Genomic DNA, 14,906 nt, shown 5'->3' with positions numbered 1-14,906 from the left:
CGCGGCGCGGGGGGCGGGGTGACCTGCTCCGCCGGCTCGACCGGCAGGCCGAGCGCGGCCTCGGAGCCGAGCCGGCGGCGCAGCGTGTTCAGCGCCCGGGAGGTCTGGCTCTTCACGGTGCCCGGGGAGATCTCCAGCAGGGCGGCGGTCTGCGCCTCGGACATGTCCTCGTAGAAGCGGAGCACCAGCACGGCCCGTTGCCGGGCCGGGAGCGCCTGGAGGTGCCGCCACAGCGCGTCGCGGTCGAGCTGCTGCTCGATCTCGTCGACCCCGGCCCGTTCGGGCAGCACCTCGGTCGGGCGTTCCCCGTGCCACCGGCGGCGCCACCAGCTGGTCGAGGTGTTGACCAGGACCCGGCGGGCGTACGGCTCGATGGCGTCGATCCCGCCGAGCCGCTTCCAGGCCAGGTAGGTCTTGGTCAGCGCGGTCTGGAGCAGGTCCTCGGCGGTCGCCCAGTCGCCGGCCAGCAGGTAGGCGGTGCGCAGCAGGGCGCCGGAGCGGGCCGCGACGAAGTCGCGGAACTCCTCCTCCAGCGGGTCCCTGCTCGCCACGCGCACCTCCGCACCGATCCTGCCCGGCAAGATTGCCACGCCGGCAGGGGCCGGGGCGACGGCGAAAGGTGCGCAGTTCCTCCGATGTTCGGACGAAAACCTTCAGGCGCCGTCGTCGGCCTTCGCCTCGTCGGCCTCCTTGCCCAACCGCGCCTCGACGGCCTGCGGCTCGTACATCTCTTCGACGACGCGCAGGTAGAGCTCGTTGGGGTTGGGCAGGTTCTTGATCTCGCGGAGCGCCTGCTCCTGGCCGGCCGACTCCAGCACGAAGGTGCCGTAGTTGAGCGCGCGGCCGGTGGGGGTCTGCTCGTACTTCATGTCGGTGACCCGGACCAGCGGCATCATCGCGACCCGGCGGGTGATGATCCCGTTGACCACCATGACCCGCTTGTTGGTGAGGATGAAGCGGTCGTACCACCAGTCGGCGACCCGCCAGGCGACCCAGCCCATCACGGCGAACCAGAGCAGCACCGCGACGGTGGTCAGCGCGCCGACGTCGCGCCCGGCGAGGAAGCCGGAAAGGTAGCCGAGCACGAAGGTCGCCGCGATGCCGACGATGATCGGGGTGGAGAGGTGGATCCAGTGCCGCTTCCACTCGCCCCGGTAACGCTCGGTGGGGAAGAGGTAACGCGCCACCAGCGAGCTGGGCTCGTCCTCCAGCGGCAGCACCCGGCGCGGGGCCATGCCGGAGGCGTCGGCACGCAGGCCGGCCAGCTCCTCCTCGGAGATCGGCGGGTTCTGGTAGCCGGCCTCCGGGTCGTTGATCCAGGCCCGGCCGGAGCGGCCCTCCCCGGCGTAGCCCGGCCCGTCGCCGAAGGCGGCGTCGTCCGAAAGGGAGGGACCGCCGCCGTAGGCCGCGCCGGCGCCGTAACCCGGGCCGTCGTCCGGGTCGATCCGCGGGATGGGCTCGGTGTCGCGCTCCCGGCGCTCCCGGTCGGGATCGTCGGGGTCGAAGGGTGGACCGGAGGGGCTTCCCATCGGTGGCTAGGCGACCAGGTTGGTGAAGAAGTCGCCGAAGCCCTGCGCGATGTCCATGATGCCGCCACCGAGAGACTTGAACACGTCGGCGGCGGAGTTAGGCCGGTAGGCGATGAAGAAGATCAAGAATGCGAGACCGGCCCAGGTGAGGACCTTCTTGACCATAGCGGGCCATCCTCTCGCGCGGAGCCGGGTCCGTTTACCGCAGCGGCACCCAGAGTATCAGTATGGTGTCGTACAGTGAATATCTGCGTGTGTTCTCCGACTTGCCGGTGCCGGCCGGTCAGGCCCGCCCGTGCAGGTACGGAGATGGTGCGCCGTACACGAGTTCGGGCGGTGTCCACTCGGTGAGGTCGTGCAGCACGACTTCTTCCGCGAGGAGGTGACCCGCACTCGCCGGCCAGGCTATCGCATGGAGCCACATTCCCCGAGCCTCGCCGGCGTACGCGCTTCGATCCGTCGGCGAATTCACGAGCCACAGTGGAGTGGGATGGCCGCCCACCCGGATCTTGGCGTGCGGCACCCGCTCGGGATGACCAGGGCCGGGATCGGCGAGCGCCTCCGCGACCTCGGGCCCCGGATCCGGGCCGGGCAGGCCGGCGAGGCGGGAGCCCAGCCCTACGCCCGGCTCCTCGGCGACGAAGAGCAGGTCGGCCGGTCCACCGTCGAGCGGGGCCGGGCCGGCGCAGGCGATCGCCGTGGCGCGCACCCCGGACCGGTCGTCGCCCGCCCAGGCCACCCCGGTCAGCGTCCACCCGGTGGGCAGCGGCCAGGGGCACCAGAGCGGCACTCCCGGCCGCCCGGCCGGGTCGGCGCCGGCGGCCACCCGCTCCACCACGCTCGCCATGATCTCGGCACCGATGTGCTCGGGCACGTGCAGCGGCGGCACCGGGCCGCAGCGCAGGCACCGGTACTCACCGTGCATCAGGTCCGGCTCCCGGACCGGACCGGCGCACCTGGGACAGCTCACCGCGACACTCACGTCTTCACCGTCACCCGGGACCGGCGGGGCGTCAAGCCGAGCGGGTGGACGCGCCCTGGGATTTCCGTCCGTCGGCGGAACCGACATCGGAATTCCCGCGAAACGGCGAGGCCGGCCGATCCGTGCGGCTCAGTCCGGTGGCGGGCCGGCGTACGCCCGGATCCAGGCGTGCATGGCGATCCCGCTGGCCACGCCGGCGTTGATCGAGCGGGTGGAGCCGTACTGGGCGATCGAGAAGAGCTGCTCGCAGGCGGCCCGGGCGACCGCCGAGAGCCCCGGCCCCTCCTGGCCGAAGAGCAGCACGCAGCGCCGGGGCAGGGTGGCGCTCTCCAGCGGCTTCGAGCCGGGCAGGTTGTCGATGCCGACCACCGGCAGCCGCTCCCCCGCCGCCCACGCCACGAACTCCTCGATCGTCGGGTGGTGGCGGACGTGCTGGTAGCGGTCGGTCACCATGGCGCCCCGCCGGTTCCACCGCCGCCGGCCGACGATGTGCACCTCGGCGGCGAGGAAGGCGTTGGCGTTGCGGACCACCGTGCCGATGTTGAAGTCGTGCTGCCAGTTCTCGACGGCCACGTGGAAGTCGTGCCGACGCCGGTCCAGGTCGGCCACCACGGCCTCGCGCCGCCAGTAGCGGTAGCGGTCCACCACGTTGCGCCGGTCGCCCTGGGCGAGCAGCTCCGGGTCGTAGCGCGGGTCGTCCGGCGGGTCGCCGGGCCAGGGCCCCACACCCACGTCGAGCTGGTCGTCGGTCACGGTCTGAAGAGGGTACGGCCAACCGGGCGGGCCGGCCGGCACGGGCCCGGCGGTCAGCGGAGGTCCAGCGCGCCGGCGAGCCGGTCGAGGAAGCGCCGGTCGGCGGGGCTCGGCGCGGTGTCGCCCGCCCGGCACACCCGGGCCGCCACCGACTCCACCCACTGCCGGTACGCCGCCGAGTCGGCGGGGTCGGCGCGCCGCCGCAGCACCCGTACCGAGGCGCGGGCGGCGGCGAGCAGGTCGACCAGGTCGGTGAGACGCTCGTCCCGGTCGGCGGTGGCGCCGTCGTGGCGGGCGTAGATGGCGGCGACCACGGCCCGGATCAGGTCGCTGTCGAAGGCCCGACCGGCCGCCACCGCGTCCAGCCCGGCGAGCCCGGCGGCGACGCCCCGCGGCGGGCGACCCGGACCGGGCGAGGCGGCGGCGACGAGGACCCGTCCCGGCAGGTCGGTCAACAGGTCCCACTCCGCCGCGGAGTAGACGGCGGTGGTCAGCGGTGCGGCACGGCGGCCGGCAGAGGGCGGCTCTCCGGCGACGGAGTGGCTCATGGGAACCTCCGGCGTCAGCATATGCCCCGGAACGGAAAAAGGGCCCCTTCCCCGCGGATCGGGACAGGGGCCCTTCCGGGCGTACGGGAGGGGTCAGCGCGGCTCGGGGAAGCTGGGCCGCTCGGGGTCCACGCCCTCGGGGACGGCGGCGCCCGCGTACTCCTTCTTGGGGACCATGACCTTGCGGCGGAACACGCAGACCAGGGTGCCGTCCTGGTTGTAGCCGCGGGTCTCCACCGCGACCACGCCGCGGTCCGGCTTCGAGGAGGACTCCCGCTTGTCCAGCACCGTGGTCTCGCCGTAGATGGTGTCGCCGTGGAAGGTCGGCGCGACGTGCCGCAGCGACTCGATCTCCAGGTTGGCGATCGCCTTGCCGCTGACGTCCGGCACCGACATGCCGAGCAGCAGCGAGTAGATGTAGTTGCCGACCACCACGTTGCGCTTGAACTGGCTCGCCGTCTCGGCGTAGTGGGCGTCCATGTGGAGCGGGTGGTGGTTCATGGTGAGCAGGCAGAAGAGGTGGTCGTCGTACTCGGTGACCGTCTTGCCCGGCCAGTGCCGGTAGACCGCGCCGACCTCGAACTCCTCGTAGTAGCGGCCGAACTGCATCCTTGTCCCCTTCGACGGGCGGCGATGGAGTTCGGCACAGCATGCCTTACCGCTTGTTAAGGCGGTGGGCGGGGCGCTGCCGGTGCGGAAAAGTCACACCCGGACCGACCCGGGTGGAGACGCAATGAGCGGCGGGGCCCTCCCCGGCACCCGCCGCCCACGCTCTGATGCGAGAGATTCTGCCGTACGCCGGTACTGTATCGACAGAGACGGACGTCACATTTATCTTTTCGTAACACTACTCGGAGTGACTCGCGATCACTCCACAAGCGATCTCCGCCCGTCGGATCGGCGCTTGTCAAGCGTCAAGTTACCGCTTCGTAGCCGGTACGCTGCGTGATCTCCTTGGAAGCGCTCCCATCACGTCCCGTCACGCAAATGCGACCTGCACTTGCGATCCGCACACCCGGGTAAACAGACCGGGCTCGATGCACCGGAGCGTCACGGCCGCGCTGCGCAGCGTTTCGTCGCGCACGTCACGGGAATGCGGAGGCATTCACCCTGGTTCCACGAGACGTAGGCAATCCGCGCTGATCGGAGAGTGCAATGGCAACGGTTGAGCTGACCACGGCCAACTTCGACGAGGTGACCGAACGCGACGGCATCGTCCTGCTCGACTTCTGGGCGGACTGGTGCGGCCCGTGCAAGCGCTTCGCCCCCGTCTACGAGCGCTCGTCCGAGAAGCACCCGGACATCACCTTCGGCAAGGTCGACACCGAGGCGGAGCAGGAGCTGGGCGCCAAGTTCAACATCAGCTCCATCCCGACGGTGATGGCGATCCGCGACGGCGTGATCGTCTACGCCCAGCCGGGCGCCCTGCCGGAGTCGGCGCTGGAGAACCTGATCGAGCAGGTTCAGCAGCTCGACATGGACGACGTCCGCAAGAAGCTCGCCGAGCACGGCCACAAGCACTGAGCCGAGCGGCTCCGACACACCGGCCGGGTCCCCACCGCGGGGGCCCGGCCGGTGTCGTCCAGGGCCGTTGGACGGCCCGGAAAGAGCGACACGGCCAGCGAGGAATGGACGACGGACGGACGCCGTCCGGCCACATTCATCCCGTATCGTCACCAGCCGATGGAGACCTTGACCACCCGCGGGCGTGCCGTCCGGCTGGGCGCCACGCTGCTCGGGCTGGCGCTGCTCCTCCTCGGCACCGTGCGCGGCACCGACGACCACTTCCCGTTCGGGCCGTTCCGGATGTACTCCACCTCCGATCCGCCGGACGCGCCCGCCCCCGACACCCGCGTCGAGGGCGTCGACCGCACCGGGGCGGTGGTGCCGCTCGGCCAGGACGCCACCGGCATCCGGCGCGCCGAGATCGAGGGCCAGCAGGACCGGTACGCCGCCGACCCCGGCCTGCTGCGCCGGGTCGCCGAGGCGTACGCCGAGCGCCACCCGGCCGCCCCCGCGCTGGTCGAGGTCCGCATCGTGGTCCGCTGGTACGACATCCAGGGCGGCCGCCCGACCGGCCGGTTTACCGACCGCACCGCCGTACGCTGGGAGACCGCGCCGTGACCGGCTGGCTCACCGCGGCGGTCCCGCGCGGCCGGGTGGCCGCCTTCCGCACCCTCGTCTACCTCTTCGTCGCCGCCGACCTGGTGGTCTTCACCCCCTGGGTGCGCACCCGGGTCGACGTGCCCGGCGACCTCTACCAGCCGTTGCTGATCGGCCGGCTGCTCCCCCTGCCCACCCCCACCCCGGCCCTGGTCGGCGTGATCTTCTGGGTGCTGCTGGCGGTCTCCCTGCTCGCCGCCACCGGCCGGGCGCCCCGGCTGCTCGGCTGGACGGTCTTCGCCCTCTACCTCGAGTGGATGATCGTCGCGATGAGCTACGGCAAGGTCGACCACGACCGGTTCGGGCTGCTCGTCGCGCTGGCCGTCCTGCCCACCGCCGGCCGGGCCCGGCACGGCGACCCGACCCGCACCGAGGCGGGCGGCTGGGCGCTGCGCGTGACCCAGATCGCGGTCATCTGCACCTACTTCCTGGCCGCCTGGGCCAAGTTCCGCTTCGGCGGCCTGGACTGGGCCACCGGCTCGGTGCTGGCCCGGGCGATCATCCGGCGCGGCACCGACCTGGCCGACGTCATCGCCCAGGTGCCGCACCTGCTGATCGTCGCCCAGTTCGGCATCCTGGCCTTCGAGCTGCTCAGCCCGCTGGTCTTCCTGCTGCCCGAGCGGTGGCGGCTGGCCGCGGTCGGCTTCTTCTACTCGTTCCACCTGGTGACCATCGCGACGATCACCATCTCGTTCGCGCCGCACCTGGTGGCGATGACCAGCTTCCTGCCGCTGGAGAAGGTCCGGCCGATCGCCCTGCTGCGCCGGCGCCGGTCACCGGCCCCCCTCGGCAAGCTCGGCGAGCATCCCCTCGCAGCTGCGGACGACGACCTGGGCGCCGCGCCGCTGGGCCAGGCGTAGCAGCGGATCCTCCGCCCGGTCCCGCCACCGCCACTGCGCCTCCGCGGCGACCTCCCAGAGCCGGTGCACCGTCGCGTCGTGCTCCACGCCCAGCCGGGCCGCCAGGCCGACCCCGTCGCCGCCGACCAGCCGCGCCGCCTCGGCCGCCAGCTCGGCGTCGAACCCCAGCCGACTGGTCCGCAGCGCGGCGAGCAGGCGCAGCTCGCGGAACTCGTGCGCCCCGACGAGGATCTGCTCGACCCGGCCCAGCAGCTCGTCCGCGCCCCGACCGGGCTCGGCCCGCAGCAGCGCCTCGACGGCGGCCAGCGCCGACCGGGCCTTGAGCGCGTCCCGCCGGTCGACGAGGAACCGGGCCACCGACTCGCGCAGCTCGGTCAGGCCGCTGCGCCGGATCAGCTCGGCGGAGAGCTTCGCCCGGCTGTCGCAGCCGGTGCGGATCAGCGTGGTCGCCAGCCGGATCCCGAACAGCCCGAGCCGGGCCAGCAACCCGGCGCGCACCCCGGCGTCGAGCCGGACGGGCAGGTCACCGCGGACGAAACGATCGGCCGAGAGCAGGTGCGGCTCCAGCTCCGGACGGGGCACCCGGGCCAGCGTGGCGAGCACGGCGTAGTCGGACTCGCTGAGGATCCGGCCGGCCAGGCCGAGCAGGCCGCTGCACGGGACGACGTGCACGCTGAGCTCGTTCACCCGGGGGTCCCGCTGCTGCCGCCGGGCGAGCCGGCGGGCGGTGAGCAGGCCGTCGATCCGGCCACCGCCGGTCTCGTCGACCCGGGACAGCACCATGATCACGTGCACCGCGGCGGCCTGCCCGACCGCACTCTCCCGGCTGGTCTCCAGCACGCGCAGGTCGCTGTCGCGGCCGTCGCGGGTCAGGTAGAGCACCGCGTCGGCGTCCCGCAGCACCCGCTCCATCACCGGCGCCCGGCCCTGCTCGTCGAGGCCGGTGGCCGGCGTGTCGATAAGCGTCACCTGGCGCAGCGTCCGGGTCGGCCACTGCACCACGATGTCCCGCAGCTCGCCCGCCCGCCAGCCGACGAGGTCCACCCGCATCCCGGTCGCCGACTTGGCGATGGCCAGCTCCTGCGGCGGTTGGCCGGTGGCGTACGCGGTGGCGCGCGGCTGCGGCCCGTCCTCGTACCAGGTGAAGACGGTGCTGCCGTCCACCCCGTCGACCGGCGCGACCTCCTCGCCCATGATCGCGTTCAGCAGGGTCGACTTGCCGGACCGCCACGGGCCGGCGATCGCGACGCGCAGCGGCTGTTCCAGCCGGGCCAGCTGGTGCCGCAGGTGGTCCGTCGCCCTCGGGTCGTCCCGGTAGTGCTGGAGCGCCTCGTGCAGCAGCCCCCACACCGCCTCGTCCAGCCGCAGCCCGACGGTCATGACCGGGGTTCCAGCGGCGCGGGCGCGGGCCGGGAACCGGTCAACTGCTGGGCCTGCTCGAAGAGCCCCGCGAGCCGGGTCATCTTCAGCCGGATCTCGCGCTGCCGCTGGTCGCGGACGGCCGCGTCCGTGTCGGCGGCCTGCTTGGCGCTGCGGAACGACCGGATGATGGCCTCCTGGAGCTCCTCGGTCAGCGCGGTGAAGTGGTCCCGCAGCATCCGCTGCACCTGCCGGACGGCGTCCCGGCGGTCCTTGGTGACGCGGACGAAGAAGTCGTCGACGTGCCGCTGGATCGCCGTCTTGACCACCGCCTGGCGGCGGCGGAGCAGCTGCTTGCTCTCGTCGCGGATGCTCTTGCCGCCGAACAGCGCGCCGACCCCGACCGAGAGCGGGTTGATCATGGGCATCCCGGCCAGCGTCGTCGCCAGCCCGACCATCAACAGGCCGCCGTACGAACCCCGCATGCCGCTGATCAGCTTCTGGCTGGTGGTGAACCGGTCGACGGTGGGCCGTTCGAGCTCCGGCAGGCCGTCGCCGAGATCCGCCGGCGTCGCCATCGACCAGGGCGGCAGCACGTCCCCGCCGTACCGGGCGAAGTGGTCGGCCACCCGGCGGGCGGCCCAGTCGCAGCGCCGGACCAGCCACTCGTGATTGGCCTCCGCCGCCTCCAGCAGGCTGCGCTCCAGCCACTCCTGGAAGGTGTCCCAGCTGACCAGCGGGTCGGCGCTGTCGAACGCGTCGTCGACCTCCCGCAGGATCTGCCGGGTCCGGTCGCGCAGGTCGTACTCGATGTCGGAGAGCAGGTCGGCCATCTCGTCGGCGAGCGTGTTCTGCCACCTCGTGGAGCAGCGACGCAACTCGTCGACCTCGCGCTGCGCGGCGTGCAGCCGCGAGATCGGCCCGGACTGCTCCTCGACCTCCTGGCTCTCCAGCTCGGCGCGCAGCGGCGCGGCCAGCTGTTCCACCACCGTCCGGGCGATCACGCCGACCGCGGACCGGGCCAGGCGGTCGGACTTGCCCGCGAGGTCCCGCTGCAACCGGCCGATCAGCACGGGAAAGCCGGACTCGGCGTTCAGCTCCCGGTCGTCGGCGGCGGCCGCACGCAGCCGCAGGGCCGCCGAGACCGGGATGACCGGCGCCGGCACCCCGGCCTCGGCCAGGTGCTGCCGGTTGCGCTCGGCGACCGCCCGCCAGTCCGGTACGAGATCGGTCTTGGTCTGCACCAGCACCACGTTCGGGTGCGACCGCGCCACGTGCAGCAGCATGGTCAGCTCGCCGGCCGAGAGCTCCCGGGTGGAGTCGGAGACCAGCAGCACGGTGTCCGCCCACGCGGGCGCGGCCGTCGGGCCGGCGGCGCCCAGGGCGGCCACCTCCTCGGTGCCCGGTGTGTCCACCAGCACCAACCCGGAGCCGAGCAGCGCGCGCGGCAGTCCGATCTCGACGTACGCCGGGCCACCGCCCGGCCGGCGGCCGACGGTGCCGGCCACCCCGGCGGCGACCTGGTCCAACGGCACCGGGGTGCGCTCGCCGGTCACCGGGAGTGCGGCGCCGGCGGGCCGGCCCGGGGCGGGTGGCGGCGCCTGCACCACGGCCGCCGACGGGACCTCGGCGTGCTGCACCACCGTCGGCAGCACGGTGGTGCGGCCGTCGCCGACCGGGCAGGCCGGTGCGTTGACGATGGCGTTGATCAGCTGACTCTTGCCCTGCTGCGACTCGCCGATGACCAGGACCCGCAGCCTGGGGTCCAGGAGCTGCACCCGCTTCTGCCGCACCGTCTGGAGCAGGTCGCCCCGCCCGTGGGCGCCGCACGTACGGGCGATCTCGTCGAGCACATCCAGCCAGATCCCCGCGATCACGGACCAAGTGTGCGGATTTCGGCTCAATTATCAAGAGGGTCACGAACGGAACCGGGAGCGGGAGGCCGGATCGTGCCCCCCGCTCCCGGCCGAGCCCTCCGTCAGAGCAGGCCGCCCAGCAGACCGCCGTCGGTCGAGGCGTGCACGTCGCCGTCGACTCCGGCGCCGTGCACCCCGGCGTCACCGGTCACGCCGTCGGTGATCCCGCCGGTCAGCCCACCGACCGTGCCCGTCACGCCGCTGACCGTTCCGGTCACGCCGGACAGCGTGCTGTCCACCTGGTGCGTGACACCGTCCACGGTGGCCGGAACGTGCACCGGCGGCACCACACCGGAGCCGTCACCCAGGCCGAGCCCGCCCAGGGTCTGGTCGACGCCGAGCGAACCGACGACGCCGTCGACCTGGGCCTGCGTGCCGTGGAGGACGCCCAGGTCGCCGCCGAGCACCCCACCGTCGTGCAGCACGTCGACGCCGGTGGTGGTGCCGAGCGGGTCGCCGAGCGTCCCGGCGACGTCCCCGACGACCGGGTCGGCGGCGGTGTCCACCGCGCCCACCACGTCCGCGTCGAGGGTGTCCGCCACGTCGTGCACCCCGGTCAGGTCGGTGCCGAGGCCGCCCGGCCCGACGCCCAGGCCGATGCCCGGTACCAGGGTCGCCCCGGCGTACAGGCCGGCCGGGTCGACCGCGATGGCGCCCAGCGCGCCCGCCGACACGTCGACCCCGCTGTGGGAGCTGCTGACCCCGATCTGGTGCGGCACCGCCTGGAGCTGACCCACCACGTCGGTGGCGTCGCTGGTCAGCGGGTCGAGCCCGAGCTGCCCCGCCACCGGCGCCACCGGCCCGAGGCCCGCCGCGCCGGGGGCGTAGTCGACCACCAGCGGGACGACGTCCTGCACGTCCGCGGCGGTGACGTCGGTGAGCCCCGCGGCCTGCAGCGCGCCCTCCGGGTCGAGGTCGAAAGCCGACCGCGCGTCGGGGTCGGTGAGCAGGTTGAGCACGAAGTCGTGCAGGGTCTGGTGCGAATCCATGGGGCCTTCTCCTCGAACGTAGCGTCAGCACCGTCGTGCCGCGACAGTGACGCTATGGCCGGGGGTCCGTGCTCGTCATCGGGGCGCGACCCGCAACCCGCCCCGGCTGATTAGGGCCCTCGCCCCCTCGGGCGTTAGGGGGACAGGGGGAGCCGCGCCGGCCGGAGTTAGGGTACCGGGTCGGAGGCGATCTCTGGTACGAACGTAGGAGCCCACGGGGTTCGCCGGGGGTGGGTCGCCACGGTGCCGACACCGTCGCCAGGGCCACTCGCGGTGGAGGAAAAGAACGCATGCCGTACGTCCTGGGGTTGGACATCGGAAACACCGGCACCGCCGCCACCGTGGCGCGGCGGCGGGGCGAGAGCTGGGCCCGCCCCGAGGTGGTGGCGCTGGGCGGCCGGTCGGCCGTCGTACCGTCGGTGCTGCACCTGGCGCCGGACGGGTCCCTCATGGTGGGTGAGCCGGCCGCCGACGACCGGAGCCGCACCACCCGGGATTTCGTCCGCCGGGTCGGCGACGACGTGCCCCTCCTGCTCGGCGGCGAGCCGTGCCCCCCGGAGACGCTGGTCGCGGAACTGGCGGCGTGGGTGGTGCACCGGGTCTCCGCCCACGAGGGCGGGTTCGCCGAGGCGGTCGTGCTCAGCCACCCCGCCGGGTGGGGCCCGCACCGGCGCGATCTGCTGCACCGGGCGCTGTGGGGCCTCGACCTGCGCAACGTGACGCTGCTCCCCCGCACGGTCACGGTGGCCGAGAGCCATGCGGCGCGCGGCTTTCCGGGCACCACCGCCGCGGTCTACGCCCTGGGCGGCAACACGTTCGAGGCGGCGCTGGTCCGCCGCAACGCACGGGGCAGGTACGAGACGTTCGGGCTGCCGCAGGGGCTGGAGACGCTCGGCGGCACCGACTTCGACGAGGCGCTCGCCGAGCACGTCCGGGCCGCGCTCGGCCGTGAGTTCGCCGGTCCGGCCGGCGGGGAGTCGGACTCCACCGCGCGCGGGCTGCTGGCGGAGTGCGAGCGCGTCAAGCGCGAGCTCACCGTCGGCACGGAGACCGACGTCATGCTGGCCCTGCCGAACGGGCCCGTCCGGGTGCCGGTGACCCGGGCGCAGTTCGAGGACATGATCCGGCCCGCCGTACGGGCCACCGTCGAGCTGCTGGTGCAGACCGTGCACTCCGCCGGCCTGACGCCGGCGCGGCTCGACGGCGTCCTCCTGGCCGGCGGCTCGGCCCGGATCCCGCTGGTCGCCGAACTGCTCGCCGCCGCCCTGCCGGTCCCGGTCGAGGTGGAGCCGGATCCCCAGCTGACCGCCGCCACCGGGGCGGCGCTGGCCGCGTGCCAGGTGGTGTCACCGCGGCCCCGCCGCCCGGCGCCGGTCCCCGCTTCCGCGCCGGTCAGTGACGCCGGGCCGGCCCTTCCGGCGTGGCGGCGCGCCGAGCCCGAGCGGCCCGTCCAGGGCGCGCCGCCGGCCCGTCCCCCGGTCCGGATCACCCCGCTGCACCTGCCGAAGGCGTCCCGTCTGGCCCTGGCCCGTGGCCGGGGCCGGGACCGCGAAGGATGACCATCATGATCATGAGTGCCGCCACCGACGCCCGGCTCGTGCTGGGTCCGGGACCGACCGCCCTGCTCGGGGTGGTCGCGGCGGATCCCGGTCGCCCCCTCGCCGTCGGCGTGACGGGCCCGGGCGGCCATGGAAAGAGCGCCCTGCTCAGGGAGTTGGCGCGGGCCCACCGGGACGCCGGGAACACCGTGTCGGAAGGTGCGCCCGGCGCGTCCGGTCCGGTCGATCCGGAGGCCGTGCTGCTGGTCGACGACGCGCACCTGCTGGACGACGCGCGGCTCGAGACACTGCGCCGGCTGGTGGTCGGCCGCCGGCACCGGCTGCTGGTCGGTTACCGCCCGTGGCCGCGGCGGGCGGCGCTGGCCGCGCTGGCCGACGCGCTGAAACGGGACGGGCAGCACGTCGTGCTCGGCCCGTTCACCGCCGAGCAGACCCGCGACTACCTCGCCGGCGTACCTGAGCTCGGCCGGGAGAGCGAGCTGGTCGAGTTCGTGCACGCGCAGACCGGTGGTGTCCCGCGGGACGTCGACCGGCTGGTCCGCGGCCTGCGCGGGCAGGAGAGCCGGCCCGGTGTCCCGACCGAGCCACCCCGGCCGGCCGTGCTCCAGTTCGGACCGGACCTGGAGGAGCTGCCGCCGGACGTCCGGCGGCTGCTGCTGGCCGTCGCGGCGGGCGTGCCGCTGCCGGTGGACCTGCTGGGCCCGCTGCTCGACCGGGAGCCGGAGGCGGTGGACGAGCTCGTGGCGTACACCAGGGCGGCCGGTCTGCTCGGCGCCGACGGCCGGCTCGCGCCGATCGTGCGGCGGGCGGTCGTCGCGCTCAGCCCGGCCACCGAACGCACCGCGATCTGGCGCCGCCTCATCGAGGTGCAGCTCGGCCGCGGCGCGGCGGTGCTCCCGCTGGTCCGGTCACTGCGCGCGGCGGGCGCGCTCGACGACTGCCCGGCCGCCGCGCTGGCGGCCGCGGCCGAGGAGGCGCTCGGTGCGGAGCCCGTGCTCGCGGTCGACCTGTTCGCCGCGGCCACCGCGAGAGGGCTGCCGGCCGCCGCCCGGCAGGCGGTCGCCGCGGCGCTCGCCGGCGACCTGAAGGCCGCGCTGCGGCTGGCGGACCGGCTGCTCGCGACGGCCGCGCCGGACATGCGGGCGGAGGCGGCCACGGTGGCCGCGACGGCGCTGGCGCACCGCGGCCAGGTGGAGCGCAGTGTCGAGCTGTACCGGTGGTCGGGCCACGCCGGGTCCGCGGCGTTCGCCGCGGTCGGGGCGCTCGCCCTCGGCCGCCCGGTCACGGGCGTGGACCTGCCCGACGACCCGACGGACGGGCCGCCGACGCTGCACGCCAGCGCCGCCCGGCTGATGGCCGAGGGGGTACGGGAGAGCGTCACCGGCCCGCCGACCGGCGCGCTGTCCCGGCTGGTGCAGGCGACCGCGCTGCTGGAGCCCGACGGGCGGCGGGTCCTCCTGCCGGACAGTCCGGCCGCGCTCGCCGCGTTGACCGCGATCCACTGCGCCGAGCTGGACATCGCCGAGGGGGTGCTGGACCGGGCCGTGGCGACCGGCATCGGCGGGCCGCTGATGGCCCGCCGCCACCGGCTGTTGCAGGCCTGGATCCGGATGGTCCGCGGCCAGACGGCGGGCGCGGCCGACGTCCTCGCCACGGTGGTCGCCGACGAGCGCCCGCTGGAGTCGCGGGACCTGCTGCTGGCCAGCGCGCTCCGACTCGGCATCGCCCGGCGCAACAGCGACGTCGGAGGGCTGCAACGTGGTTGGGGGCCGGCGCTGGAGGCGGTGGTCCGGCACCCGGTGGACCTGTTCACCCTGCTGCCGCTGGGCGAACTCGCGGTGGCCGGCGCCCGGCTGGGCGACCTGGCCCGGCTGGAGCCGCACCTGCGGGAGGCCGCGCTCCTGCTGGAGCGGCTCGGCAACCCGCCGTTGTGGAGCGCGCCGCTGCACTGGACCGGGCTGCACGCCGCGATCCTCACCGAGCAGCCGGCGACCGCCGACGCGCACGTCGCCGCCCTCCTCGCCGCGGCCGACCACAGCCGGTACGCCGCCGTGGTGGCCGAGGCCGCCACGATCTGGGTCGAGGTGCTGCGCGGCGTCGTGGACCCGGTCCGGGTGGAGGCCGCCGCCCGCGGGCTGCACGACGCCGGGTTGTGCTGGGACGCCGCCCGCCTCGCCGGGCAGGCCGCCATCCGCACCTCCGACCGGCGGGCCATGACCACCCTGCTGGAGTGCGCCCGCCGCGCGCA

15 protein-coding genes are annotated in these 14,906 nt (G+C 74.3%); 5 read left to right on the top strand and 10 right to left on the bottom strand.

The features are described 5' to 3' along the window. The 7 genes from ACW0Q9_RS21720 to ACW0Q9_RS21690 form a co-directional block, all read right to left on the bottom strand. A partial coding sequence (locus ACW0Q9_RS21720; protein ID WP_456184110.1) for a SigE family RNA polymerase sigma factor occupies positions 1-551 on the bottom strand: 551 nt, incomplete at its 3' end. A gap of 102 nt (positions 552-653) precedes the next feature. After that, positions 654-1,529 carry a PH domain-containing protein gene (locus ACW0Q9_RS21715; protein ID WP_456184108.1) on the bottom strand — a complete coding sequence of 292 codons (876 nt, stop codon included), beginning with the start codon at positions 1,527-1,529 and terminating at the stop codon, positions 654-656. Positions 1,530-1,535: 6 nt separating this feature from the next. Next, positions 1,536-1,694, bottom strand: coding sequence for a hypothetical protein (locus ACW0Q9_RS21710; protein WP_167544553.1), 159 nt, complete (start codon positions 1,692-1,694; stop codon positions 1,536-1,538). A 118-nt stretch (positions 1,695-1,812) separates the two neighbouring features. After that, positions 1,813-2,499: a DUF6758 family protein gene (locus ACW0Q9_RS21705; RefSeq protein ID WP_456184112.1), complete on the bottom strand. Its 687-nt coding sequence runs from the start codon at positions 2,497-2,499 to the stop codon at positions 1,813-1,815. Between the two features lie 141 nt (positions 2,500-2,640). Next, the gene (locus ACW0Q9_RS21700) at positions 2,641-3,264 is read right to left on the bottom strand and encodes a TrmH family RNA methyltransferase (RefSeq protein WP_456184105.1); all 624 of its coding nucleotides are present in this window, start codon (positions 3,262-3,264) and stop codon (positions 2,641-2,643) included. A gap of 53 nt (positions 3,265-3,317) precedes the next feature. After that, positions 3,318-3,812, bottom strand: a complete 495-nt coding sequence (locus tag ACW0Q9_RS21695; RefSeq protein ID WP_456184103.1) for a hypothetical protein — start codon at positions 3,810-3,812, stop codon at positions 3,318-3,320. A 93-nt stretch (positions 3,813-3,905) separates the two neighbouring features. Beyond that, positions 3,906-4,421 (bottom strand): MaoC family dehydratase, encoded by a 516-nt coding sequence (locus ACW0Q9_RS21690; protein WP_456184101.1) that lies wholly within the window; start codon positions 4,419-4,421, stop codon positions 3,906-3,908. Positions 4,422-4,967: 546 nt separating this feature from the next. Between ACW0Q9_RS21690 and trxA the strand changes: the two genes are divergently transcribed. The 3 genes from trxA to ACW0Q9_RS21675 all read left to right on the top strand — a co-directional run bounded on the left by trxA (position 4,968) and on the right by ACW0Q9_RS21675 (position 6,835). Further along, complete coding sequence (trxA, locus tag ACW0Q9_RS21685) at positions 4,968-5,336, top strand: thioredoxin (protein ID WP_355634863.1); 369 nt, start codon at positions 4,968-4,970, stop codon at positions 5,334-5,336. Positions 5,337-5,495: 159 nt separating this feature from the next. Beyond that, positions 5,496-5,936, top strand: a complete 441-nt coding sequence (locus ACW0Q9_RS21680; RefSeq protein ID WP_456184099.1) for a hypothetical protein — start codon at positions 5,496-5,498, stop codon at positions 5,934-5,936. After that, positions 5,933-6,835: an HTTM domain-containing protein gene (locus ACW0Q9_RS21675; protein WP_456184097.1), complete on the top strand. Its 903-nt coding sequence runs from the start codon at positions 5,933-5,935 to the stop codon at positions 6,833-6,835. Before ACW0Q9_RS21680 ends, ACW0Q9_RS21675 begins: the two co-directional genes overlap by 4 nt. On the opposite strand, the gene ACW0Q9_RS21670 is transcribed toward ACW0Q9_RS21675, so the two are convergent. The 3 genes from ACW0Q9_RS21670 to ACW0Q9_RS21660 all read right to left on the bottom strand — a co-directional run bounded on the left by ACW0Q9_RS21670 (position 6,749) and on the right by ACW0Q9_RS21660 (position 11,099). Continuing rightward, on the bottom strand, positions 6,749-8,215 hold the full coding sequence (locus tag ACW0Q9_RS21670) for a dynamin family protein (RefSeq protein WP_456184095.1): 1,467 nt from the start codon (positions 8,213-8,215) through the stop codon (positions 6,749-6,751). The two genes, ACW0Q9_RS21675 and ACW0Q9_RS21670, sit on opposite strands and share 87 nt — an antisense overlap. Next, positions 8,212-10,071 (bottom strand): dynamin family protein, encoded by a 1,860-nt coding sequence (locus ACW0Q9_RS21665; RefSeq protein ID WP_456184093.1) that lies wholly within the window; start codon positions 10,069-10,071, stop codon positions 8,212-8,214. The genes ACW0Q9_RS21670 and ACW0Q9_RS21665 overlap by 4 nt, the downstream gene beginning before the upstream one ends. A 101-nt stretch (positions 10,072-10,172) precedes the next feature. Next, positions 10,173-11,099: an IniB N-terminal domain-containing protein gene (locus ACW0Q9_RS21660; protein ID WP_456184091.1), complete on the bottom strand. Its 927-nt coding sequence runs from the start codon at positions 11,097-11,099 to the stop codon at positions 10,173-10,175. 290 nt (positions 11,100-11,389) lie between these two features. Here ACW0Q9_RS21660 and ACW0Q9_RS21655 point away from each other — a divergent pair, with 290 nt between their 5' ends. Continuing rightward, a complete protein-coding gene (locus ACW0Q9_RS21655; RefSeq protein WP_456184089.1) occupies positions 11,390-12,658 on the top strand; it encodes an Hsp70 family protein in 1,269 nt (422 codons plus the stop codon). A 5-nt stretch (positions 12,659-12,663) separates the two neighbouring features. Further along, the coding region (locus tag ACW0Q9_RS21650) for a hypothetical protein (protein ID WP_456184087.1) at positions 12,664-14,906 on the top strand (2,243 nt) is incomplete at its 3' end.

This window comes from Micromonospora sp. I033, assembly GCF_053890995.1.
The sequence above is the reverse complement of the archived record's forward strand: the minus strand, read 5'-3'. Positions and strand labels throughout refer to the sequence as shown.